This is a genomic window from Labrys sp. E2SS-1L (assembly GCF_057073705.1).
Genome location: NZ_CP172712.1, coordinates 2,919,388 through 2,939,949 on the forward strand (window position 1 = coordinate 2,919,388; position 20,562 = coordinate 2,939,949).

18 protein-coding genes, 1 tRNA gene and 1 pseudogene are annotated in these 20,562 nt (G+C 63.1%); 13 read left to right on the plus strand and 7 right to left on the minus strand.

What is annotated here, in order from left to right:
- Positions 1-19: 19 nt before the first annotated feature.
- Positions 20-202: a DUF6795 domain-containing protein gene (locus ACIGJE_RS13440; RefSeq protein WP_483677669.1), complete on the minus strand. Its 183-nt coding sequence runs from the start codon at positions 200-202 to the stop codon at positions 20-22.
- A gap of 226 nt (positions 203-428) precedes the next feature.
- Between ACIGJE_RS13440 and ACIGJE_RS13445 the strand changes: the two genes are divergently transcribed.
- The 4 genes from ACIGJE_RS13445 (at position 429) to ACIGJE_RS13460 (ending at position 5,411) form a co-directional block, all read left to right on the plus strand.
- The gene (locus tag ACIGJE_RS13445) at positions 429-647 is read left to right on the plus strand and encodes a hypothetical protein (RefSeq protein WP_415086800.1); all 219 of its coding nucleotides are present in this window, start codon (positions 429-431) and stop codon (positions 645-647) included.
- Positions 648-882: 235 nt separating this feature from the next.
- Positions 883-4,188: a carbamoyl-phosphate synthase large subunit gene (carB, locus tag ACIGJE_RS13450; protein WP_483677671.1), complete on the plus strand. Its 3,306-nt coding sequence runs from the start codon at positions 883-885 to the stop codon at positions 4,186-4,188.
- Positions 4,189-4,310: 122 nt separating this feature from the next.
- Positions 4,311-4,784, plus strand: coding sequence for a transcription elongation factor GreA (greA, locus tag ACIGJE_RS13455; RefSeq protein WP_311934384.1), 474 nt, complete (start codon positions 4,311-4,313; stop codon positions 4,782-4,784).
- 144 nt (positions 4,785-4,928) lie between these two features.
- Positions 4,929-5,411 (plus strand): hypothetical protein, encoded by a 483-nt coding sequence (locus tag ACIGJE_RS13460; RefSeq protein ID WP_483677672.1) that lies wholly within the window; start codon positions 4,929-4,931, stop codon positions 5,409-5,411.
- On the opposite strand, the gene ACIGJE_RS13465 is transcribed toward ACIGJE_RS13460, so the two are convergent.
- Both ACIGJE_RS13465 and ACIGJE_RS13470 read right to left on the minus strand, forming a co-directional pair.
- A complete protein-coding gene (locus ACIGJE_RS13465; RefSeq protein ID WP_082979703.1) occupies positions 5,408-5,893 on the minus strand; it encodes an Lrp/AsnC family transcriptional regulator in 486 nt (161 codons plus the stop codon). The genes ACIGJE_RS13460 and ACIGJE_RS13465 overlap by 4 nt on opposite strands.
- 195 nt (positions 5,894-6,088) lie before the next feature.
- Complete coding sequence (locus ACIGJE_RS13470) at positions 6,089-6,802, minus strand: SIMPL domain-containing protein (RefSeq protein WP_483677674.1); 714 nt, start codon at positions 6,800-6,802, stop codon at positions 6,089-6,091.
- A 147-nt stretch (positions 6,803-6,949) separates the two neighbouring features.
- Here ACIGJE_RS13470 and ACIGJE_RS13475 point away from each other — a divergent pair.
- Positions 6,950-7,025: transfer RNA gene (locus ACIGJE_RS13475), tRNA-Ile, on the plus strand.
- A 39-nt stretch (positions 7,026-7,064) separates the two neighbouring features.
- Here the strand turns inward: ACIGJE_RS13475 and ACIGJE_RS13480 are convergent.
- Positions 7,065-7,961 carry a tyrosine-protein phosphatase gene (locus tag ACIGJE_RS13480; protein WP_483677676.1) on the minus strand — a complete coding sequence of 299 codons (897 nt, stop codon included), beginning with the start codon at positions 7,959-7,961 and terminating at the stop codon, positions 7,065-7,067.
- Positions 7,962-8,404: 443 nt separating this feature from the next.
- Here ACIGJE_RS13480 and ACIGJE_RS13485 point away from each other — a divergent pair, with 443 nt between their 5' ends.
- Entirely contained in the window at positions 8,405-9,052 is a 648-nt protein-coding gene (locus ACIGJE_RS13485) for a cyclic nucleotide-binding domain-containing protein (protein WP_415086809.1), read from the plus strand.
- A 250-nt stretch (positions 9,053-9,302) separates the two neighbouring features.
- Positions 9,303-10,196: a DMT family transporter gene (locus tag ACIGJE_RS13490; protein WP_311934389.1), complete on the plus strand. Its 894-nt coding sequence runs from the start codon at positions 9,303-9,305 to the stop codon at positions 10,194-10,196.
- On the opposite strand, the gene ACIGJE_RS13495 is transcribed toward ACIGJE_RS13490, so the two are convergent.
- A complete protein-coding gene (locus ACIGJE_RS13495; RefSeq protein ID WP_311934390.1) occupies positions 10,197-11,213 on the minus strand; it encodes a substrate-binding domain-containing protein in 1,017 nt (338 codons plus the stop codon).
- Positions 11,214-11,776: 563 nt separating this feature from the next.
- On the opposite strand from ACIGJE_RS13495, the gene ACIGJE_RS13500 reads away from it, so the two are divergent.
- The 6 genes from ACIGJE_RS13500 to ACIGJE_RS13525 all read left to right on the plus strand — a co-directional run bounded on the left by ACIGJE_RS13500 (position 11,777) and on the right by ACIGJE_RS13525 (position 18,452).
- Positions 11,777-13,036: an ABC transporter substrate-binding protein gene (locus ACIGJE_RS13500; RefSeq protein ID WP_311934391.1), complete on the plus strand. Its 1,260-nt coding sequence runs from the start codon at positions 11,777-11,779 to the stop codon at positions 13,034-13,036.
- Between the two features lie 330 nt (positions 13,037-13,366).
- Positions 13,367-14,293 (plus strand): carbohydrate ABC transporter permease, encoded by a 927-nt coding sequence (locus tag ACIGJE_RS13505; RefSeq protein ID WP_311934392.1) that lies wholly within the window; start codon positions 13,367-13,369, stop codon positions 14,291-14,293.
- A complete protein-coding gene (locus ACIGJE_RS13510; RefSeq protein ID WP_311934393.1) occupies positions 14,290-15,111 on the plus strand; it encodes a carbohydrate ABC transporter permease in 822 nt (273 codons plus the stop codon). Before ACIGJE_RS13505 ends, ACIGJE_RS13510 begins: the two co-directional genes overlap by 4 nt.
- 5 nt (positions 15,112-15,116) lie before the next feature.
- The gene (locus ACIGJE_RS13515; protein WP_415086813.1) at positions 15,117-16,208 is read left to right on the plus strand and encodes an ABC transporter ATP-binding protein; all 1,092 of its coding nucleotides are present in this window, start codon (positions 15,117-15,119) and stop codon (positions 16,206-16,208) included.
- Between the two features lie 202 nt (positions 16,209-16,410).
- Positions 16,411-17,196, plus strand: coding sequence for a ThuA domain-containing protein (locus tag ACIGJE_RS13520; RefSeq protein WP_415086815.1), 786 nt, complete (start codon positions 16,411-16,413; stop codon positions 17,194-17,196).
- 206 nt (positions 17,197-17,402) lie between these two features.
- A complete protein-coding gene (locus tag ACIGJE_RS13525) occupies positions 17,403-18,452 on the plus strand; it encodes a Gfo/Idh/MocA family protein (protein ID WP_245196656.1) in 1,050 nt (349 codons plus the stop codon).
- A gap of 13 nt (positions 18,453-18,465) precedes the next feature.
- On the opposite strand, the pseudogene ACIGJE_RS13530 reads toward ACIGJE_RS13525, so the two are convergent.
- Positions 18,466-19,268: pseudogene (locus tag ACIGJE_RS13530) on the minus strand (3-methyl-2-oxobutanoate hydroxymethyltransferase).
- Between the two features lie 55 nt (positions 19,269-19,323).
- Positions 19,324-20,559, minus strand: a complete 1,236-nt coding sequence (locus ACIGJE_RS13535) for an NAD(P)/FAD-dependent oxidoreductase (protein WP_415086817.1) — start codon at positions 20,557-20,559, stop codon at positions 19,324-19,326.
- Positions 20,560-20,562: the final 3 nt, after the last annotated feature.

Below are 20,562 nucleotides of genomic sequence, written 5' to 3' on the forward strand. Positions count from 1 at the left end.
CGACCGCGCTCCCCAGGATCTACCTCGGCCTTACCTGCAGTTCAGTGCCTTGACCGGTTGCCCTGGCTTCGCCGGTTCTGAGCGAGAAGCGTCCCTGCTGGTCGGTGCTGGTGAATGACGAGCGGCTTGGCCGATGCGAATTGGTCACCCGGATCTGTGCTCCAGCGACAGGACAGCCTTCGTCGAGAAGCACGCCTGTCATGCTGGACCGGTCCAAGGCGGGTCATCCTGCGGGACGGCAGGCCACCAATGCCAGGGAGCAGGCAAGCAGGGTAAATCGCGGCCCGATCATGCAAAATCTCCACAACTGGAACGTGGCAGTCACCGGTGTGAGGGGGATGATGGCGAAATGGGGCCGTTTTTCAGAATGACGTCGCGTCATCATCGCTTATGATCCCGAACACGATCCCATCCCGAAAGGAGGGCCGATGGCCTGGACCTTGATTCGCCTACTCCTTGCCGCAGTGGTGCTGGGGATGCCTCCGGCGGCGCAGGCGGAAGAATCCTGCCACTCCCTGACCCAGCGCGGGGGCAAGGTGATCGATAGCTATGTCATGGACTTCGGTCCGCGCGACAAGCTGTATGTCTATATCCTGCGCATGCCGAGCGGCCAGACGGCGAAATGCACGTCGCAAAAGCCGCTGTAAGGGCGGGTCGAACCTTGGATTTCCTCTTGCAACCGTCACTTTCCGCAACAGTCCGCAAACGGCCCCTTTCGCAAGACGCCAAAATGGTTTAGTCGGTCCGCTCGATCCGCCGCAGCCTGACTCAATCGGTCCGAACCGCGTTCGGGCCGATTGAGTCAGGCTGGAGCCATGAATTCTTGGCCGTGGAGTTCCCTCCGCGGCTTTTTCATGCCGGCCCTCCCAAATCGGACGAGCGATGCCAAAACGTAGCGATATTTCCTCCATCCTGATCATCGGCGCCGGCCCGATCGTCATCGGCCAAGCCTGCGAATTCGACTATTCGGGTACGCAAGCCGTCAAGGCCCTGCGCGAGGAGGGCTATCGCGTCATCCTGGTCAATTCCAACCCGGCCACGATCATGACCGATCCGGACCTGGCGGATGCGACCTATGTCGAGCCTATCACGCCCGAGATCGTCGCCAAGATCATCGAAAAGGAGCGCCCCGACGCGCTCTTGCCGACCATGGGTGGCCAGACGGCACTCAACACCGCGCTGAAGCTTGCCGAGATGGGCGTCTTGGAGAAGTTCGGCGTCGAGATGATCGGTGCCGACGCCGACGCCATCGACAAGGCCGAGGATCGCGAGCGCTTCCGCGAGGCGATGACCAAGATCGGCCTGGAGACGCCGCGTTCGCGCCTGGCCCACAGCCTCTCCGAGGCGTTGGAGGCGCTGGACTATATCGGCCTGCCCGCGATCATCCGGCCCTCCTTCACGCTGGGCGGCACGGGCGGCGGCATCGCCTACAACAAGGCCGAATTCATCGACATCATCGAGCGCGGCCTCGACGCCTCGCCGACCACCCAGGTCCTGGTCGAGGAGAGCGTGCTCGGCTGGAAGGAATTCGAGATGGAGGTCGTCCGCGACAAGGCGGACAATGCCATCATCGTCTGCTCGATCGAGAATATCGATCCGATGGGTGTGCATACCGGCGATTCCATCACCGTCGCGCCGGCGCTGACGCTGACGGACAAGGAATACCAGATCATGCGCAACGCCTCGATCGCGGTGCTGCGCGAGATCGGGGTCGAGACCGGCGGCTCCAACGTGCAGTTCGCCGTCGATCCGGCCACGGGCCGCCTCGTCGTCATCGAGATGAATCCGCGCGTGTCCCGTTCCTCGGCGCTGGCTTCCAAGGCCACGGGTTTCCCGATCGCCAAGGTCGCTGCCAAGCTCGCCGTCGGCTATACGCTCGACGAGATCGAGAACGACATCACCGGTGGCGCGACCCCGGCCTCCTTCGAGCCGACGATCGACTACGTCGTCACCAAGATCCCGCGCTTCGCCTTCGAGAAGTTCCCGGGCGCCGAGCCGATCCTCTCCACCGCGATGAAGTCGGTCGGCGAGGCGATGGCCATCGGCCGCACCTTCCAGGAAAGCCTGCAAAAGGCGCTGCGCTCGCTCGAAACCGGCCTCAACGGCCTCGATGAGATCGAGATCGAGGGCCTTGGCCAGGGCGACGACAAGAATGCCATCCGCGCTGCGCTCGGCAAGCCGACGCCTGACCGCCTGCTCAACATCGCCCAGGCCATGCGCCTTGGCCTGTCCGACACCGAGATCCACGGCGTGTGCAAGGTCGACCCCTGGTTCCTGGCCCAGATCCGCGGCATCGTCGAGACCGAGCAGAAGGTGCGCGAGATCGGCCTGCCCAAGACGCCGGGCGCCCTGCGCTCCCTCAAGGCGATGGGCTTTGCCGATCGGCGCCTCGATGCGCTCGCAGGCGTTCCGGAAGGAACGGTCAAGAACCGGCGCGCCGAACTCGAGGTGCACCCCGTCTTCAAGCGCATCGACACCTGCGCCGCCGAATTCGCCTCGCCCACCGCCTATATGTATTCGACCTATGCGCCGCCCTTCGTCGGCGCGCCGGCCGACGAGGCCGACCCGTCCGACCGTAAGAAGGTCGTCATCCTCGGCGGCGGTCCCAATCGCATCGGCCAGGGCATCGAGTTCGACTATTGCTGCTGCCATGCCTGCTTCGCGCTTTCGGATGCGGGCTATGAGACCATCATGGTCAACTGCAATCCCGAGACGGTGTCGACCGACTACGACACCTCGGATCGGCTCTATTTCGAACCGCTGACGGCCGAGGACGTGCTGGAGATCCTGCGGGTCGAGAAGTCGAAGGGCACGCTGCACGGCGTCATCGTGCAGTTCGGCGGCCAGACGCCGCTGAAGCTGGCGGCTGCCCTGGAGGAGGCCGGCATTCCCATCCTCGGTACCACGCCCGATGCGATCGATCTTGCCGAGGACCGCGACCGCTTCAAGCGGCTGCTCGACAAGCTCGGTCTGCGCCAGCCCAAGAACGGCATCGCCTACTCGGTCGAGCAGGCACGCTTGGTCGTGGCCGATCTCGGCCTGCCGCTGGTGGTACGCCCGTCTTACGTGCTCGGCGGACGCGCCATGGCGATCATCCGCGACGAGGTCGCCTTCGACGACTATCTGCTCGGCACCCTTCCGCAAATGGTGCCGCCGGAGATCAAGACGCGTTATCCCAACGACAAGACAGGCCAGATCAACACGCTGCTGGGCAAGAACCCGTTGCTGTTCGATCGCTATCTCTCCGATGCCGTCGAGGTCGATGTCGATGTGCTGGCCGACGGCAAGGACGTCTTCGTCGCTGGCATCATGGAGCATATCGAGGAAGCCGGCATCCATTCCGGCGATTCGGCCTGCTCGCTGCCGCCGCGCTCGCTGAGCCCCGAGATCCTGGCCGAATTGGAGCGCCAGTCCAAGGCGATGGCCCTGGCCCTCGATGTCGGCGGCCTGATGAATGTGCAATACGCCATCAAGGACGGCCTGATCTACGTGCTCGAAGTCAATCCGCGCGCCTCGCGCACGGTGCCCTTCGTGGCCAAGGTGATCGGCGAGCCGATCGCCAAGATTGCCGCTCGCGTCATGGCCGGCGAGAGCCTGGCTTCCTTCAATCTGAAGGCGAAGAAGCTCGATCACATCGCGGTCAAGGAAGTCGTGCATCCCTTCGCGCGCTTCCCGGGCGTCGACACCGTGCTGGGACCCGAGATGCGTTCGACCGGCGAGGTCATCGGTCTCGACCGGGACTATGCCGTGGCTTTCGCCAAGAGCCAGCTCGGCGCCGGTGTCACCGTTCCCTCCGGCGGCACGGTGTTCGTGTCGGTGAAGGAGAGCGACAAGCCGCGCATTCTCGATTCGATGCGGCTGCTTGCCGATCTGGGTTTCACGATCGTCGCCACCGATGGTACGCAGCAGTTCCTGGCCGGCCACGGCGTCGAGGCCACGCGGATCAACAAGGTCTTGGAAGGGCGTCCGCACATCGTGGACGCCATCAAGAATGGCAGCGTCCAGCTCGTGTTCAACACCACGGAGGGAGCCCAGGCGCTGGCGGATTCGCGTTCCTTGCGACGCGCCGCCCTCTTGCATAAAGTCCCATATTACACCACTCTCTTCGGAGCGGTGGCGGCTGCGCAGGGGATCAAGGCCAATAAGGGCGGAGATCTGGAAGTGCGGGCGCTGCAATCCTACTTCTGAAGGAGGCGCCTTCGCCCATCGGGGCGAGGGTACCGTAATATTGCAAATTCGATATGTCAGCCGCGCCGGGGAAGTCCGTCCGGCGCGTATCTTTTTTGCGTTTGGAAAGAGAAGACGAAGCTATGGACAAGATCCCGATGACGCCGGCAGGCCATGCCGCGCTCGAGGCAGAATTGAGGGAACGGCAGCAGATCGAACGGCCGCGCATCATTGCGGCGATTTCCGAGGCCCGTTCCCATGGCGACCTTTCCGAGAACGCCGAATACCATGCGGCCAAGGAAGCCCAAGGCCACAATGAAGGCCGCGTCGCCGAGCTCGAGGACATCCTGTCGCGCGCCGAGGTAATCGACATTACCAAGCTGTCCGGCGACACCGTCAAATTCGGGGCTCATGTCACGCTGATCGACGAGGACACCGAGGAAGAGAAGACCTATCAGATCGTCGGCGAGAGCGAAGCCGATGTGCGCTCCGGCAAGATCTCGATCGGCTCGCCGCTTGCCCGCGCACTGGTGGGCAAGAAGATCGGCGTTTCCGTCGAGGTCAACACGCCCAAGGGCCCCAAGGCCTATGAGATCGCCAACGTCGCCTGGCGCTGAACCGCCTGCCGATCTCAGACCCTGTAGACACAATGCGCCGCATCCCACCGGATGCGGCGTTTTGCTGTGTGGTCGCGCGAATTTGCTTCGATTGGCGGCGCGACGCATTCTATAGACAGTGAATATCGTGAGCAGGAGGCTATCATGACTTCGGGACGTGTCGGGCGCAGAAGCTTCCTGGCCATGGGTGCCGGTCTGCTGCTCACCGGTTGCGCCACTTCCTACGCCGACAATCCGGCCATTCCGGTCATCCGCCGGGTGCAGGTCAGCGGGAGCGGCAATCTCTGGCTCCAGCGCATGCCGCCTTTTCTCCAGCGCAATCTCGTCCGGCAGCTCGGCTCGCGCTACCAGCCCGGTGCAAAGAGCGGCGCGACATTGTCAGTGGCGCTTACCGACATCAGTTTTCCCGTGGATTCGGATGGCGGCCTGATCAGTTTCGACAGCGTCGACACGCTCGATGGCCGTGTCACGCTCTTGTCGTCATCGGGCGGCGTGATCAAGAGCTTCCCGCTCTTTGCCACCACGAGTTCGGTGGATGCTGCTCCTGAAGTGCCTGACCCGACGCCGCGCCGCTATGATTGGCTGGCATCCAGCTATGCCCATTGGCTGCTGAGCAAGCTGGCTTAGGCCCCTTCGCTCACGTCGAGTTCGAGGGGGACGATCGGATCGTCCTTGATGGAACGCAGGGTCAGCGCCGTCTTGACGTTGCGCACGGCTGGCCCGGCCGTCAGCTCGGCCACGAAGGCTTGGAAGGAGCGCAAGTCCTTCGCCACGCATTTGAGCACGAAGTCGACGTCACCGGACAGCATCCAGCATTCGCGCACCAAGGGCTGATTCTTCACATAGGTTTCGAAGGACTGCAGATCCGCCCCCGCCTGCGAAGTCAGGTTGACCATGGCGAAGATGGTGATCTCGTAGCCGAGCGAGGCCTCGTCGAGCAGGGTACGATAGCCCTTGATCACGCCGGCATCTTCGAGGGCCCGCACGCGCCGCAGGCAGGGAGGCGCTGAAATGCCGACGCGCTTGGCCAGTTCCACATTGGTCATGCGGCCATCGGCCTGTAGTTCCTGCAGGATTTTCCAGTCAACAGCATCAAGGCGTGCGCGCACGATAAGCTTTCCGATTAACAGCGGTTACGCCGTCCTAAACCGGGGAGAACAGTCAAGCAAGCATCTTTGTTACCCAATCGGCCTTGCTGCGTGAAACAAACTTGCGTGTGCGGAAAATCTGCCGGGCCGGCATTGCAGCAGATGCGCTGCCGGCCCGTGGAATCTTGTCCGATACTGGGAGGGGGGTATGGGAGATCAGTCTTCCAGCTCGAAACGCGCGGAAACAGTCACGTTCAGCGTACTCTCGCCGGACTCGATCGGCACTGAATCCTGCACCGCCTTGGCGCGATAGAGACCGCCGCCGATCGGGCCGGTATTCTCGCTCAGATCCACCAGCTTGCCCAGGCGCAGGCCGGATGCCTTGGCGTAGATCTCGGCCTTGCGCCTGGCATCGTCCAGGGCGGTCTTGCGGGCGCCATCCAGCAGCACCGACTGGTTGGAGACGATGAACTGGATGCCCTCGATGCTGTTGGCGCCGGCGCTGACAGCCTTGTCGAGGATGTCGCCGAGCTTGGGCAGGTCGCGTAGCGTCACGTTTACGGTGTTGGAGACGGTGTAGCCTGCAATGGTCGGGCCATCCTCGGAACTTGACGAGAACTTGCTGTTCTGGGGGCTCGCCGGCTGCACGCTGAAGCCCGAGGTCTGCAAGTCCTTGGCATCGATGCCGGCTGCCTTGAGTGCGGAGAGGACCTCACCGGTTGCCTTGGAATTGGCGGTCAGCACGTCGCGTGCCACCTTGCCCGCACTCTGCACGCCGATGCTGACATAGGCCAGGTCCGGCTTGGCGCCGACCGTCGCCTCCCCGTTGATGGCGACCACGCGCTTGAAATCCTCGGCTTGAGCGGCGCCAAGCGCTCCGGCCAGCAGCAGGGCGGCGAGGGCGGGGCGGGCGACGAAAGACGGTAGCATCGGTGAACTCCAGTGAAGAAAATTGCGGTCGGAACCTTGCAATCGAAGGCGGCGGGATGATGACGGGCTTGCGGCGGGCATCGCAATTGCGGATGCCGATTGAACCTGGGCGAGACTCTGCCTATAGATGCGGCGTCTGGCACAGCCGGGCCTGTAGCTCAATGGTTAGAGCCGGCCGCTCATAACGGTCTGGTTGGGGGTTCAAGTCCCTCCGGGCCCACCAGACCTCCACGCAGGAATTTGCTGGTCCCGTGGCTGCCAGTCAGCGCCGGTCGGTGGTGCCCCCGCTCGCCGTGGCCAGCGCGGGGCGCGGTTCGTGTCCGGCCTTGTTCAGCCATTGGGCGAACTCCTCCCAGGTCCTGTCCATCGCATAGCCTGGCAGGAAGGGCAGGGACAGGTGCCCGAAGAAGGGCGATAACTGGGCCTGCGCCTTTTCGCGGCCGGCCTTAGCGATCGCAGCGACGTAGAGAGCGGCGGCAAGGCCGGTGCGATCGGCGCCGGACGCGCAATGGATCAGCAACGGCTTCGGTGCCTGTGCCATCAGGGCGATGAGCTGCTCGGCTTGTTCCCGGCTTAGTTCTCGCTTGGCCGACATCCGGAAATCGATGTGATGAACGCCGAGTGCCTTCGCATCGGCCACCTCCCGGTCGTACCAGTCCTGGCCCGGATTGCTGCCGCGCAGATTGATGATGGCCCTGATGCCGTAGCGCTGGACGTTGATCGACATCGTGGCGCTGCCGAGCTGGGCAGAACGATAGACCTGTCCGCGAATCACCGTGCCGAAATTGCCCCAATAGAGCAGCACTCCGACATAGATCGTCACGGCTGAAATGCTCCAGAGCAGCGCCCTGGCAAACCATCTGCCGGCCCGGCTGCCTCCCTTCGCCCGTGCAAAAAGGAAGCGCGGAAGCAGGTAGCGCAGGGAGGATCCTGGGTTGTGCCGGACATGCTCCTTCAATCGATAGTAGGACAGCAGCAGCGCGAACAGGATCGACAGCGATGCAAGGGCGTTGGAGCGGTCGGTACTAATTTTCTCATAAATTGATGCCCAAAATGCCGTAATTATCATCAGAATTATTAGAATAAATGAGATAATATTGTCAAAATTTTTAAATATATCTTTGATTATCTCCCTTGTTGTCACAAAAAATGGCGACATTGTGTTCTTCCTGGGGGGCGAGTTGGAGAGATTTGTGTGCCAACTGAGCAGGGCATTGGATAAAAAATGCAGCCGGCAACAAATCTATACTGCTGATTATTATTGCAGGGACATTGCGCGCTTGTGTCGGTGGTGCACGCAAGGGGAGATGAGATCGCTCCGGACGGATGTCGGCCGACGCAAGGCCGAGCGCCGCAGGCCGGCATCCCGGATGGGAAGAGGTTCAACTGGGTTGTGGCGAGGAGGTGCCCTCCAATGCCTCAGGGCAGTCAGATCACGGCTTGGCGTAGGACAGGCCTTGCCCAGGCGCTGGTTGGCGCCTGGCCTCGGTCATAGCGGCTGACCCGTGCAAGGGCGCACAGCAATTGGACGGCAAACGCACCATGTCGACGCCGTGGTTGGCGACGTGATGCGCCAGCCGATCTTCCCGTCCTGGTGCTGAAATGTTCTTCGAAATCGTCCGGCTCGGCCTGATCCATGCCGCCGCCCTCATTGCCGTCGCGGCGCTGACCTGTCGCGACCAACTGGTCTTGCGCGCCCTCTTGGTCGTTTCGACCCTGCTCTACATCCTCTATTATCTGGTCGTGCCCGAGATCATGCTGTGGGATGCGCTGTTCTGGACGGCGGTCAATCTGGGCGTGAATCTGCTGATGATGGCCAGGCTGGTCTTTGCTCGCACCCAGTTTCGTCTCAGTGCCGAAGAGCGCCGGCTGTTCGCCGCCCTCGGCGGCCTGTCGCCGGGCGAGTTCCGCTCCTTGATGAAGATCGGTCATTGGCGACGCAGCGAGGGCAACCACACGCTCTTGCGCGAGGGGGAAACGGTCGAGAAGGTCTATTATGTGCTCGACGGCAGCTCCCATGTGATGAAGGCTGGGCGCAGCTTGGTTGTCGGGCCGCAGTCCTTTATCGGCGAGGCCGGCTTCCTGCGCCGCCAGCCCGCTTCGGCCACCGTGACGGTCGAACCGGGTGCCTGCTATGTCGAATGGCCGGTCGCAGCCCTCAACGCCCTGCGTGTGCGCCGCCCGCTGATCAAGGTCGCGCTCGACGGCCTGCTCGCTTCGGACATGGCGGCGAAGATGGCTGCGGCCTGATGCCCCTGCATGCTGCGCAAGATTGCCTCTTTCCGCCGCCCGCCGATATTGGTACGACAAATGGCGATCCGCTGGGTGAGGGCGATGCCCGGCGGACGCCCGGACCGCATCAGACACCATGCCACGCGCCTGGAACGCTTTGCGAATTGACGGACTCGGCAAGACCCGCAAAGACGCCTTGAACCAAGGAGTTGGAGCACAACGCGTTCATGGCTGAACGCGTGGCGCTCCGGCAGGAAACGAGACCGAAATGACTACCCTCCGCCGGGCCGGCATCGGGACCACAAGTGTCGGCATGGGCATCGCGCTCTATCTCATCGGCGTGTTCCTCTTCGCCTTGAACGATGCCCTCGGCAAATGGCTGGTCGCCGACTATTCCGTCGGTCAGTTGCTGCTGCTGCGCTCCGTCGGCGCCGCCATCGTCCTCGTGCCGATGGTCTGGCACCTGAAGGTCGATCTCTTCGATTTCGGCCAGTGGCGGCTCCAGGTCGTGCGGATCCTGTGCATGGCCGGCGATACCTTCTGCTTCTATTTCGCCACGCGCAGCATGCCGCTCGCCGATGTCATGACGTTCTACATGGCGGCACCCCTGATCATTACCGCCTTGTCGGTTCCGCTGCTCGGCGAAAGGGTTGAGCCGTTCCGTTGGGGCGCTGTGATCGTGGGCTTCATCGGCGTTCTGGTGGCGCTGCAGCCCTCGGCGGAACTGTTCTCCTCGGCCTCGCCCATTGCTCTCGTCGGCGCCATCATGTTTGGCTTGGCGGTTACCGTGACGCGACGCTTGCGGCGCACGCATTGGCTTTCCCTCGTGGTCTGGCAGTTTGCCGGTGCGGGTGTCATAGGCGCAGCGACGATACCGTTTGCCTGGGCCACGCCGGGCTGGTTCGATCTTGTCCTGATGTTCCTCGTCGGCATCGTTGCCATGGTCTGCTTCGTGTGCATCACGCGTGCCTTGGCCATGGCGCCGGCTGCGATGCTCGCTCCGTTCCAATATTCGGCCATGGTATGGGCGACGCTGATGGGCTGGATCGTCTGGCGCGATGTGCCGACACTGCCGATCCTCATCGGCAATTGCATCATCATCGGCAGCGGATTGTTCGTCTTCTATCGCGATCGCGCCACCGTGTCGGCGCCAGCCGAGTAATCAGGGGGCGGGGGGCACAGTAGAGCCGCGGAAGACGAGATCGACCGGCCAGATCTCCGCGGCGGCTGTGGGATCGGCGCCGTTGGCCAGGGCCATGGCGATCTCGGCGACGCGGACGCCGGCGGCATGGATGGAAGAGAAGGTGGTGGTGAGGGCCGGCGTCAGCGTTTCCGGCCTGATGGCGTCGAGGCCGTCGTCATGGGCGATCAGCGACAGATTCTTTCCGACGATCCGGCCCGTTTCCCGGGCGGCTCGCATGGCCCCCAGAGCGAGGAAGATCGACGAGCAGAGCAGGGCGGTCGGTGGGTCTGATAGCTCGAACAGGCCCCGCGCCATGCGATAGCCGTTCTCTTCCGTCATGCGGGCGCCGCCTTCGAGTTCCGGAGGGGCGGCGAGGCCCCGAGCTGTCAGCGCCCGGCGCCAGCCTTGCGAGCGATGCGTGGCGAAGGTGAAGCGCAGATTTTCGTTGAGCAGCCCGATCCGGCGATGGCCCAGATCGATCAGCAAGGTGGTGGCCTTGTGGAAGGCTCCCTCATTGTCGATGTCGAGATAGGGATAATTGAGGCCGGTCTGCGTGCGCCCATGCACGACCAGGGGCATGCCCAGCCGTTGCAGCATGGCGATGCGCGGATCGTCGATCGTGGGTGAGGACAGCAACAGGGCGTCCACCGAGCGCACGCGGGCGAGGCGCCGATAAGTGCCCGCCTCGTCGCCCTGGGCGGAAGAGACCAGCACGTCATTGTCGGATCGAGAGCACTGGGTGGCGACGCCGGCGAGAAAATCGGTGAAGATCGGATCGAGCAGCATGTTGCGCTCGGACGAGAACACGATGCCGATCGCTCCCGCACGGCCGGTGGCGAGTTTGCGGGCGCTGGCGTTGGGGCGGTATTGGAAGGTCTCGGCCGCCTCCAGCACACGCTTGCGGGTCGCCTCGCCAACTTCCGGAAAGCCGTTGAGCGCGCGGCTGACAGTCGTCTGGGATAGGCCCAGATGCTGTGACAGTTCCTTCAAGTTCACCGCAACGTTCCTTCCAGGCCTTCTCGTTTCTCTCGATGAACAGAGGCAAGCTCGTCATGCCAGGGATCGGGGAGAAACGCTCGTCGGGCACGGCAAATATCTCGCGATACTGCATGCCCTTCCTGGTAGTCTCCCGACCGCAAGCAGCGACCAGACTGCATTTGTTCATTAAAGCGCTTTGGACTAACGCTTTCTATTATTTTTTCTGAGTCAGCTTAATTCTTTTCCGTCAAATAGGTAGCGCAGCCGCCACATTTACCAGGAAATTCACAAGTTTCTCACTCAATCGCTCAAAAGGCATCAACGGCTCTGATTTTCAATCAAATTGTTTCAATGAAAGATGCTACTTTTGGGGGAACTGTTCCTGCGCCTTAGTTGTTACGCAGTTTTGCCACGAGGTCGCCTTGACAAAGGCAAACTTTTGTCGGAATTAGAATTCAAAGCGCTTTGAAGTAGATTATAGAAGCTCTGCTAAAAGGGACTTCGAACGAGGAAATGTCGGTTGCCTATGCTGACCTGCCATAGAGGAGGCAGCTATGGCGCATAAAAGGGAGGAAGACCGCATGTTCATGCGTTGGGCCTTGGCCGCGACTGCCTCTATCGCTCTCACGAGTTTTGCCAGCGCTACCGAGGTTGCGATTTCCTGCGGCGCAGTCGGCCAGGAGTTGGCGCTGTGCAAGAGCGGTGCGGAAGCCTGGGCCAAGAAGACCGGCAATACCGTCAAGATCGTCTCGACACCCAACGATACCAATGAAAGGCTGGCGCTCTATCAGCAACTGCTGTCGGCCGGCGCGAGCGACATCGACGTCTTCCAGATCGACGTGATCTGGCCCGGCATTCTCGCCAATCACTTCATCGATCTGGCGCCCTACACCAAGGGAGCCGAGAAGGAGCATTTCCCGGCGATCATCGACAACAACACCGTGGGCGGCAAGCTCGTCGCCATGCCGTGGTTCACCGATGCCGGCGTGCTCTATTATCGCAAGGATCTCCTGGAGAAGAACGGGCTGAAGCCGCCGACCACCTGGCAGGAAATGACAGAGGCCGCGGCCAAGGTCCAGGAAGGCGAGCGCAAGGGCGGCAACGACAAGTTCTGGGGCTTCGTGTTCCAGGGCAAGGCCTATGAGGGCCTGACCTGCGACGCGCTGGAGTGGATCGACTCCTTTGGCGGCGGCACCATCGTCGATGCCGAGGGCAAGATTACCATCAACAATCCCAAGGCGGCCGAGGCGGTGACGCTGGCTTCCTCCTGGATCGGCAAGATCTCGCCGGACGGCGTGCTCAATTACGGCGAGGAGGAAGCGCGCGGCGTGTTCCAGTCCGGCAATGCGGCCTTCATGCGCAACTGGCCCTATGCCTGGTCGCTGGGCAATGGCGCGGACAGCCCGGTCAAGGGCAAGATCGGCGTCGTCGCCCTGCCCAAGGGCGGTGCCGACGGCAAGAATACCGGCACGCTCGGCGGCTGGCAGCTCGCCGTCTCCAAATATTCCAAGAAGGCCGATCTTGCTGCCGACCTCGCCGTCTATCTGACCTCCAAGGAAGAGCAGAAGCGCCGCGCCATCGAGGGCAGCTACAACCCGACCATCGCCAGCCTCTATGAGGACCCGGACGTGCTCAAGGCCGTGCCCTTCTTCGGCGATTTGAAGGCGACCTTCACCAGCGCGGTGGCCCGTCCCTCCAAGATCACCGGCGCGAATTACAACGAAGTTTCGAACGCCTTCTGGAACGCGGTTGCCAGCGTGTTGTCCGGCAAGGCGAAGGCGGAACAGGCCCTTGAGGACCTTGACGGCGAACTCGCCAATATCAAGGGCTCGGGCTGGTAGGATCCTCCCCGACTGCGCCGCGAACCCCCCGGTTCGCGGCGCTCTTTCCGCCGTTCTCTCATCCTTCGCGACTTGATCGACCGAAGCCTGGTTCCTGATCCCGGGAGCAGAGCGCGTTCACGACCGGACGGCTGTTTGCTCGAGCTCCTTGTCTCCAAGCCAATCCGACGGATTGGCGAGAGCGTCTGTGCGATGCGGGGTGACTCGCTCAAGTCGCAAAGCGCTTCGGGGCCTCGCCGGCGGCCGGCCGCGTATGGATTTCCCGCATTGTGACTGGGGTGGCGGCTGAGATGCCGGCCAACTCTTCCTGCCTCCTTCTGGGAGTCCCCGATGGCAAGTCAATCAGAACTGACAAGGACCCGGGTTCGGTCGGCATGGCTGTTCCTGCTGCCCATGCTGGTGGTCCTGGCAATCGTCGCCGGATGGCCGCTTCTGCGTACCATCTGGTTTGGCTTTACCGATGCCAAGCTCTCCAATCCGGGCAATTACAAGCTCGTCGGCTTTTCGAACTATCTCGCCAATGTCGATGGGCGCTGGATCGGCCTGCTCGCCAACAAGGTCTGGTGGCTTTCGGTCTGGAACACCGTGTGGTTCTCGCTGGTCTCGGTCGCGCTGGAGACGGTGCTCGGCACCATCGTGGCGCTGGTGCTGAACGCCAATTTCAAGGGACGCGCCATCGTGCGTGCCGCCGTGCTGATTCCCTGGGCCATTCCCACCATCGTCTCGGCCAAGATGTGGCTATGGATGCTCAACGACCAGTTCGGCATCCTCAATCACATCCTGCTCAGCCTGCACATCATCTCCGAGCCGGTCGCCTGGACCGCCAATTCGCAGACTGCGATGTGGGCCGTGATCATGGTGGACGTCTGGAAGACGACGCCCTTCATGGCCCTCTTGATCCTGGCGGCGCTGCAGATGATGCCCTCCGATTGCTATGAGGCGGCCAAGGTCGACGGCATTCACCCCGTCAAGGTGTTCTTCAAGGTGACGCTGCCGCTGATCCGTCCGGCCCTGATGGTGGCGGTGGTCTTCCGCGCCCTCGATGCCCTGCGCATCTTCGACCTGATCTATGTGCTGACCTCGGGCAGCCGCGACACCATCTCGATGTCGGGCTTTGCCCGGCTGCAACTGGTCGATTTCGCCAAGACGGGCCTCGGTTCGGCGGCGGCGACGCTGCTGTTCCTGGTGATCGGCCTCATCACCGTGCTGGCCATGACCGTGGGCAAGGTGCGTGTTTCGGAGGACGGAACGAGATGAGCAAGATCCTCAAACCCATCGGGTTCTGGGCGCTGGTCGTCGTCATCGTCCTCTACGCCGTCTTCCCGTTCTACTACGCCATCCTGACCTCGATGCGGACGGGACAGGCGCTGTTTTCGACCTCGCTGCTGCCCGACAGCCTGGATTTTTCCAACTATGTCGGCGTGTTCGAGCAGCAGCCCTTCGCCTGGAACATCTGGAACTCGATCGTCGTCGCCGTCACGGTGGTGCTGATCTCGCTCTTTCTGGGCGTGACGGCCGCCTATGCGCTGGGGCGGGTGCATTTCAAGGGCAGGGGCCTCCTGCTGATGACTATCCTCGCCGTGTCGATGTTCCCGCAGGTGGCGGTGCTTTCGGGCATGTATGAGGTGGTGCGCGCCTTCGGCCTCTACAACACCATGCCGGCGCTGGTGCTCTCCAACCTGATACTGACGCTGCCCTTCACCGTCTGGGTGCTCACCACCTTCATGAAAGAGCTGCCGCGGGAACTGGAGGAGGCCGCCTTCGTCGACGGCGCCAGCCCCTGGACGGTGGTGCGCCGCGTCTTCATGCCGCTGATGTGGCCGGCCATGGTGACGACGGGCCTGCTCGCCTTCATCGCGGCCTGGAACGAATTCCTGTTCGCACTGACCTTCTCGCCCGACAACCGCACCGTACCGGTGGCGATCGCCTCGATGAGCGGCGCCAGCCAGCAGGAACTGCCCTGGGGCAACATCATGGCCGGATCGGTCATCGTGACGCTGCCCCTCATCGTTCTCGTCCTCATCTTCCAACGCAAGATCGTGGCGGGTCTCACCGCCGGCGCCGTGAAGGGTTAAGCAACATGGCCAGTGTCACACTCAAGAACATCCGCAAGGCCTTCGGCCGGATCGAAACCGTGCACGGCGTCAACCTGGACATCGAGGACAAGGATTTCGTGGTCTTCGTCGGCCCGTCGGGTTGCGGCAAGTCAACCTTGCTGCGCCTGATCGCAGGCCTCGAGGACATCACCTCCGGCGACCTCCTGATCGATGGGCAGCGTGTGAACGAGAAGACACCCAAGGATCGCGGCATCTCGATGGTGTTCCAGTCCTATGCGCTCTATCCGCACATGAACGTCTACCAGAACATGGCCTTCGGCCTGGAACTGGCGAAAACCGATACGCAGACCATCGACCAGAAGGTGCGCGAGGCGGCGAAGATCCTGGAACTGACGCCGCTGCTGGAGCGCTTGCCCAAGCAACTGTCCGGCGGCCAGCGCCAGCGCGTCGCCATCGGCCGCGCCATCGTGCGCAACCCCAAGGTCTTCCTGTTCGACGAGCCGCTCTCCAACCTCGATGCCGCGCTGCGCGTGCAGATGCGCATTTCCATCGCCAAGCTGCACAAGCAGATGGGCGCCACCATGGTCTACGTCACCCATGACCAGGTGGAGGCCATGACTCTGGCCGACAAGATCGTGGTGCTGAACGCCGGCAATGTCGAGCAGGTGGGCGCGCCGCTGGAGCTCTATCACAACCCGCATAATCTGTTCGTCGCCGGGTTCATCGGCTCGCCGCAGATGAATTTCATCGATACCGAAGTCCAGGCTGCCGACGCTTCCGGTGTGAAGGTCGCTTTGCCGGGCGGGGGCAGCGTGGTCGCCAAGGTCGACGGCAACGGCGTGCGCGCCGGCGACAAGGTGAAGCTCGGAATCCGGCCCGAACATCTGCAGGAGACGGGCGGGGAGGCCTCGTTCACCGGCGATGTCGAGGTGGTCGAGGAACTGGGCGAAAGCCACTTCCTCTATGTGCGCACGGCGGATGGCAGGCTGGTGACACTGCGTCACGCCGGGGACGCCCCGGTGGTTGCCGCGACCAAGGTGAATATCGGCGTGCCCGGCGATCTTTCCCATGTCTTCAAGGCGGATGGTTCGGCTCTGCGGCGACTGCCGGCCTGAACGGGGCCTGCATCGTCGCATTTGGCGAGGCACCTGGAAGGCTTTTCGTCACGGGGCGCCTGGGGTGCCACAAGGATTGGTTCCGGCGGTTTTCGCCGGGCCAAAAAATAGGTCCACAACCCGCTTCAATCGCCCCGTCGGATGTGGCAGAGATTTTTGTTAAAGCGCTTTGAATCGCCGTCCACGGCAAAGGAAATCCGAGATGACTATCCGCGCACTCGTCTGGAACGAGAACCGGCATGAGCAGACCAACGCCCTGGTGCGCCAGCTCTATCCCAAGGGCATCCATGGCGAGGTCGCGGCGGCACTCGAGGAGGCCGGTGGCATCAGTGTCGGCACGGCGACGCTCGACGAGCCCGAGCATGGCCTGACCGTCGAGAAGCTGAAGAATACCGACGTGCTCTTGTGGTGGGGCCACACCGCCCATGGCGAGGTCAAGGACGAGATCGTCCAGCGCGTGCAGGAGCGAGTCTGGGAGGGTATGGGCCTGATCGTGCTGCATTCGGGCCATTTCTCCAAGATCTTCAAGCAACTCATGGGCACGCCCTGCGCCCTGTCCTGGCGGGAGGCCGGCGAGGTCGAGCGGCTGTGGGTGCTCAACAAGAACCATCCGATCGCCGTAGGCCTGCCCGAATATTTCGAGATCGAGCACGAGGAGATGTATGGCGAGCCCTTTACCGTGCCCGAGCCGATGGAGACGCTGTTCATCTCCTGGTTCGAAGGTGGTGAAGTCTTCCGTTCTGGACTGACCTATCAGCGCGGTGCCGGCAAGATCTTCTATTTCCGCCCGGGCCACGAGGCCTATCCGACCTATCACAACGCCACCGTGCGCAAGGTGCTCGGCAACGCGGTGAAGTGGGCCTACAATCCGGCAACGGCTTGGAAGCGGGTCAACGAAGCCCCCAACACGCCGCATGACAAGGCGCCGGTCCCCCTGGAAGTGAAAGGGCCGCGACTCCACCAGGATGGCGAAGAGGGCTTCCGTTAGTCCTGGGATTGCAGGCGTCCCTTCCCGCATTGTCACTTTCCCGATCCTGAGTGGAGTCCGCCTGATCGAATCAAGGGTTCGATCAGGCGGAATCTTCAAGATCTCAAACACTTGCACGGTTTTTCGATGTTGCCCGCGAACGGACACATCGGGAAGTTCTGCTTAGCCAAAAGCAGGCTGGAAGCCTGCGATCCCAGGATCACCTCATGTCCAAGATCCGCATTCTCGTGCTCGGCACCGGCAATATGGCGGCCAACCACGCCCGGCACTTCCAGGCTTCTCCCGACGCCGAAGTGGTGGCGGGCGTCGACATCGACGAGGCAAGGGCCCGTCAGTTCAGCGACGAGCATGGCATTCCCCATTCCTTCGGCGATCTCGACGAGGCCATCGCCTGGGGCGGCTTCGATGCCGTCGCCAATGTCACGCCTGACAGGTTCCATCATCCCACCACGATGAAGCTGATCCTGGCCGGCAAGCATGTCCTGTGCGAGAAGCCGCTGGCCGAGACCTTCCCACAGGCCGATGAGATGGCGACGGCGGCCGAGGCCGCCGGTCTGATCGCCATGGTCAACCTGTCCTATCGTGACGTGCCGGCCCTGCAGGCGGCCCATGGCATCATCGCGCGCGGCGAGATCGGCGAGGTTCGCCATGTCGAGGCCTCCTATCGCCAGAGCTGGCTGGTGGGCAACCATTGGGGCGACTGGTCGACCGAGCCGCGCTGGCTCTGGCGCCTGTCCGAGGAGCATGGTTCGAAGGGCGTGCTGGGGGATGTCGGCATCCACATCCTGGATTTCGCCAGCTATGCGGTGAGCATGACGCCGGTCGCGCTTCAGGCGCAGCTCGCGACCTTCCACAAGGCGCCCGGCGACCGCATCGGCGACTATCCGCTCGATGCCAATGACAGCGCGGTGATGTCGGTGCGCTTCGAGAACGGGGCGCTGGGCGTGATCCACACCAGTCGTTTCATGACCGGCTATGCCAATACGCTCAAGCTCAGCGTGTTCGGCACCAAGGGCGCGATCGAGATCAATCACGGTCCCTATACGAGCCTGCGCATCTGCACCGGGGACGGGATCCACAGCCAGGCCTGGCGCGATCTGCATGCGGATCCAGTGAAGACCAACTACCAGCGCTTCATCGCGGCCGTTCAGAGCGGCGAGAATGCCGAACCCAGCTTCCGCCACGCCGCGAACCTCCAGCGCGTGATCGATCGCTGCTTCGACAAGGATATTGCGTCGGCCCCGCCGATCGCCTGATCATCCGGGATGATCAGGCGGCATCGAGCGCCTTCAGGAAGCGTGCGAACTCATCGCCCGCAATACCGACGACCTGGTTCGGGGCCGGGAAAGCGCCATTGGTGACGTCGGCATTGTATTCGGAAAAGGCCGCAATGCGTTCCTTCTGCAGGCGGTCATATTCGCCACGGAAATTGCGATAGACCTTGGCGTGACGGGGATAATGCCCGCCATGGGCGCCTAGAACGTCATCGGCGAACAGATATTGTGCGTCGCACCCTCCGCCGGCGCCCATGGAGATCATGAACAGGCTGGTGCGCCGGCTGATCGCGGTGGCGACCTCCACGGGCACCACTTCGATCTCCGCTGCGAAGGCGCCTGCCTCTTCGAGGGCCTTGGCCTGCTGCCAGACCTGCCAGGCGGTTTCGAACGTCTTGCCCACCGCCTTGAAGCCGCCCGTCCAGGTCCGATGCGAGGGGATCAGGCCGACATGGCTCACCACCGGGATGCCTTCTCGTCGCGAAGTCGCCGGATGGTGGCTAGGCTGGCGGCGCAATAGACGGCATCCGAACTCTGCTGCCGGGCGAGGAAGGCGGCCCGCAGGTAATCCTCTGCCGTGACGTAGTTGCCATATTCCAGCCCGGTCACTGCAAAGGTCGTCGGTGCCGCGTCGCGGAAAGCAGGCTCGGCGATCAGCGCGGGCGGAACCGAGAGCATGCCGATGCCGGCGCGTTCGGCGGCTTCCGCCTCCTCGAGCGTGGTGACTCTCAGTTTGGCGATCTGCTTCTTGCCGCGAAGGGCGAGCAGGTCGGCAACGGTCGGGCGAAGGCGAGCCATGACGGTCTCCAGGGTGCCCCGCGGCTCGATCGAGTCGTCGAGGCGCAAAGGTGGCTTAGGCTGAGAGAAGGGATTTGAGGCGGGTGTTGGGGTCTGCGAGCCTGCCCCTGTCCGGATGAGCGCGCTTGGCGATCAGCATTTCGCACAGCCGGATATCGCGGGCGATCGTATTGCCGGCGCCGATGCCACTGGCGGCGACTAGACGCCCGTCCTCGTCGAGATGGCAGAGGATGAACGATCCTTCTGCCCCGTCCCGGCGAATGGTGTGGCGCCCCTCGTCCACCAGTCCGGCGACCTGCAGGGAGAGGTCATACTGATCCGACCAGAACCAGGGAACGGCGTCGAAAGCGATGTCCTCCCCCAGCATGGCGCTTGCGGCGTGGGCACCCTGTTCCTGGGCATTACGCCAGGATTCCAGGCGCACCCGGCGTCCGCCATAGACGGGCAGGGGAAAGGAGCAGCAATCGCCGGCGGCGAAGATGGCTTCGTCGCTCGTGCGCAGCCTGGCATCGACGGCGATGCCATTGTCGACGGCAAGGCCTGCGGCCTCCGCCAACGCCGTGCTGGGCGATGCGCCGACGCCGAGAACGACGAGGTCTGCGAGCACCAGCTTGCCGCTGGTGAGGCGGACGGCGAGGCCATCGGGTTCCTCCTCGATGGCGGTGATGCCTTCGCCGCACAGCAGGGTACAGCCGGCGGCGCGATGGCGCTCCTGCACCACTTCCGCGATAGCGGCCGGCACCCCCCGGCTGAGCAGGCGCGGAAGGGCCTCGATGATGGTCACCGCCGCACCGCGCTGGCGAGCGCTCGCCGCGAGTTCCAATCCGATGAAGCCTCCGCCGATGATGGCGATCTCCGCGCCCGGGCGAAAGCGCTCCCTCAGATGCAGGGCATCCTCGAAGCGCCGCAGCGTCACGCATCCCGGCCGGTTCGCGCCGGGCAGTGGCAGCCGGCGTGGTGCCGCGCCGGTGGCCAGCAGCAGCTTGTCATAGGCAAGGGCATTGCCGTCATCGAGCCGCACCAGCCGCTGGTCCCGATCGATCGCCACCACGCTGCGCTTGGCCAGGTGGGTGATGGCCTCGGCCTCGAACCGCTCCTCCGCCACGATATAACGCGGGGAAGGACCGGCTTCGTCCAGCAGCGTCGCCTTCGACAGGGGCGGGCGCTCATAGGGGGCGTGGACCTCGTCCCCGATCAGGGTGATGGCGCCGGCCCAACCCTTTTCGCGAAGAGCGAAGGCGGCTCTGGCGCCTGCCTCGCCGGCGCCGACGATGACCATGCCCGGCTGCATCGG

What these genes read in the sequence shown, in the direction of transcription:
- ACIGJE_RS13440 (WP_483677669.1), bottom strand. Translation starts at nt 202, where the DNA reads ATGACAGGCGTGCTTCTCGACGAAGGCTGTCCTGTCGCTGGAGCACAG.
- ACIGJE_RS13445 (WP_415086800.1), top strand. Translation starts at nt 429, where the DNA reads ATGGCCTGGACCTTGATTCGCCTACTCCTTGCCGCAGTGGTGCTGGGG.
- carB (WP_483677671.1), top strand. Translation starts at nt 883, where the DNA reads ATGCCAAAACGTAGCGATATTTCCTCCATCCTGATCATCGGCGCCGGC.
- greA (WP_311934384.1), top strand. Translation starts at nt 4,311, where the DNA reads ATGGACAAGATCCCGATGACGCCGGCAGGCCATGCCGCGCTCGAGGCA.
- ACIGJE_RS13460 (WP_483677672.1), top strand. Translation starts at nt 4,929, where the DNA reads ATGACTTCGGGACGTGTCGGGCGCAGAAGCTTCCTGGCCATGGGTGCC.
- ACIGJE_RS13470 (WP_483677674.1), bottom strand. Translation starts at nt 6,802, where the DNA reads ATGCTACCGTCTTTCGTCGCCCGCCCCGCCCTCGCCGCCCTGCTGCTG.
- ACIGJE_RS13480 (WP_483677676.1), bottom strand. Translation starts at nt 7,961, where the DNA reads ATGTCGCCATTTTTTGTGACAACAAGGGAGATAATCAAAGATATATTT.
- ACIGJE_RS13485 (WP_415086809.1), top strand. Translation starts at nt 8,405, where the DNA reads ATGTTCTTCGAAATCGTCCGGCTCGGCCTGATCCATGCCGCCGCCCTC.
- ACIGJE_RS13490 (WP_311934389.1), top strand. Translation starts at nt 9,303, where the DNA reads ATGACTACCCTCCGCCGGGCCGGCATCGGGACCACAAGTGTCGGCATG.
- ACIGJE_RS13500 (WP_311934391.1), top strand. Translation starts at nt 11,777, where the DNA reads ATGTTCATGCGTTGGGCCTTGGCCGCGACTGCCTCTATCGCTCTCACG.
- ACIGJE_RS13505 (WP_311934392.1), top strand. Translation starts at nt 13,367, where the DNA reads ATGGCAAGTCAATCAGAACTGACAAGGACCCGGGTTCGGTCGGCATGG.
- ACIGJE_RS13510 (WP_311934393.1), top strand. Translation starts at nt 14,290, where the DNA reads ATGAGCAAGATCCTCAAACCCATCGGGTTCTGGGCGCTGGTCGTCGTC.
- ACIGJE_RS13515 (WP_415086813.1), top strand. Translation starts at nt 15,117, where the DNA reads ATGGCCAGTGTCACACTCAAGAACATCCGCAAGGCCTTCGGCCGGATC.
- ACIGJE_RS13520 (WP_415086815.1), top strand. Translation starts at nt 16,411, where the DNA reads ATGACTATCCGCGCACTCGTCTGGAACGAGAACCGGCATGAGCAGACC.
- ACIGJE_RS13525 (WP_245196656.1), top strand. Translation starts at nt 17,403, where the DNA reads ATGTCCAAGATCCGCATTCTCGTGCTCGGCACCGGCAATATGGCGGCC.
- ACIGJE_RS13535 (WP_415086817.1), bottom strand. Translation starts at nt 20,559, where the DNA reads ATGCAGCCGGGCATGGTCATCGTCGGCGCCGGCGAGGCAGGCGCCAGA.